The 2227-nt window shown below is 43.5% G+C and carries 1 protein-coding gene; it reads left to right on the top strand.

What is annotated here, in order from left to right; genetic code table 11:
• On the top strand, positions 1–2227 hold a 2227-nt coding region (locus tag ACWIW0_RS11235; RefSeq protein WP_454453386.1), incomplete at both ends, for a beta strand repeat-containing protein.

The following is a 2227-nucleotide window of genomic DNA, read 5'->3' on the forward strand; positions in this document are numbered from 1 at the left end:
CTGGACAACAGTGGCAATATCACTGCGAAAAACGATGTGTCATTAAAAGCACCAGACATCACTAACTCAGGTAATGTAACTTCTAATGACGGCGAGATTAAAGTTGATGCAACCAACAACTTCACCAACACCAACACAGGTAACTTGAAAGCCAAAGAAAATGTAACAGTGAATGCTGATGACATCACCAATAACGGCAAAATCAAGTCTGAAGAAGGTGCTGCAAACTTAAACGCTAAGAACAACATCACCACAGGTGCAGGCAGTGACATCACCGCTAAAGAAAATGTGAAACTATATGCTACGAACGACATCACCAATGCAGGTAATGTAACCTCTAACGAGGGTAAGGTTGATGTGTATTCAGATCAAGGCAAGTTTACCAATACCCAAACAGGTAACCTAAACGGTGATAAAGGCGTTGAAATCAATGCTCATCAAGACATTGTAAACGCAGGTAACGTAACTTCTGACAATGGTCCTATCACTGTTAATAGCACCAATGGCAACTTCACCAATGAACCAACAGGTAACTTAAAAGCCAAAGAAAATGTAACTGTGGATGCAACCAATGTGGACAACAAAGGTAACATCACTTCAACCAATGGCACAGCGAACGTAACCGCTAAAGAGAACCTCACCAACAGTGGCAACATCACTGGCGACAAAGGTGTAGACCTAGACGGTAAAGACATTACCAACTCAGGTAATGTAACCAGCCCGAACGGTACAATTGACGTGAATGCGACTAACAACTTCACCAACACCGAAACAGGTAACTTAAAAGCCAAAGAAAACGTAACTGTGGATGCAACCAATGTGGATAACAAAGGTAACATCACCTCTGAAAACGGCACAGCGAACGTAACGGCTAAAGAGAACCTGACCAACAGTGGCAACATCACTGGCGACAAAGGTGTAGACCTAGACGGTAAAGACATCACCAACTCAGGTAATGTGACTAGCCCGAACGGTACAATTGACGTGAATGCGACTAACAACTTCACGAACACCGAAACAGGTAACTTAAAAGCCAAAGAAAATGTAACCGTAGATGCGACCAACATCGACAACAAAGGTAACATTGAATCAACCAATGGCACAGCGAACGTAACCGCTAAAGAGAACCTGACTAACAGTGGCAACATCACTGGTGATAAAGGTGTAGACCTAGACGGTAAAGACATTACCAACTCAGGTAATGTAACCAGCCCGAACGGTACAATTGACGTGAATGCGACTAACAACTTCACCAACACCGAAACAGGTAACTTAAAAGCGAAAGAAAACGTAACTGTGGATGCAACCAATGTGGATAACAAAGGTAACATCACCTCTGAAAACGGCACAGCAAACGTAACCGCTAAAGAGAACCTGACTAACAGTGGTAACATCACTGGCGACAAAGGTGTAGACCTAGACGGTAAAGACATCACCAACTCAGGTAATGTAACCAGCCCGAACGGTACAATTGACGTGAATGCGACTAACAACTTCACCAACACCGAAACAGGTAACTTAAAAGCCAAAGAAAACGTAACTGTGGATGCAACCAATGTGGATAACAAAGGTAACATCACCTCTGAAAACGGCACAGCAAACGTAACCGCTAAAGAGAACCTGACCAACAGTGGTAACATCACTGGCGACAAAGGTGTAGACCTAGACGGTAAAGACATTACTAACTCAGGTAATGTGACTAGCCCGAACGGTACAATTGACGTGAATGCGACTAACAACTTCACCAACACCGAAACAGGTAACTTAAAAGCCAAAGAAAACGTAACTGTGGATGCAACCAATGTGGATAACAAAGGTAACATCACCTCTGAAAACGGCACAGCGAACGTAACGGCTAAAGAGAACCTGACCAACAGTGGCAACATCACAGGTGATAAAGGTGTAGACCTAGACGGTAAAGACATTACTAACTCAGGTAATGTAACTAGCCCGAACGGTACAATTGACGTGAATGCGACCAACAACTTCACCAATACCGAAACAGGTAACTTAAAAGCGAAAGAGAATGTGACAGTTGATGCAACCAATGTAGACAACAAAGGTAACATCACTTCAACCAATGGCACAGCGAACGTAACCGCTAAAGAGAACCTGACCAACAGTGGCAACATCACTGGTGATAAAGGTGTAGACCTAGACGGTAAAGACATTACTAACTCAGGTAATGTATCTAGCCCGAACGGTACAATTGACGTGAACGCGACCA

It is taken from the genome of Ursidibacter sp. B-7004-1 (assembly GCF_053654055.1).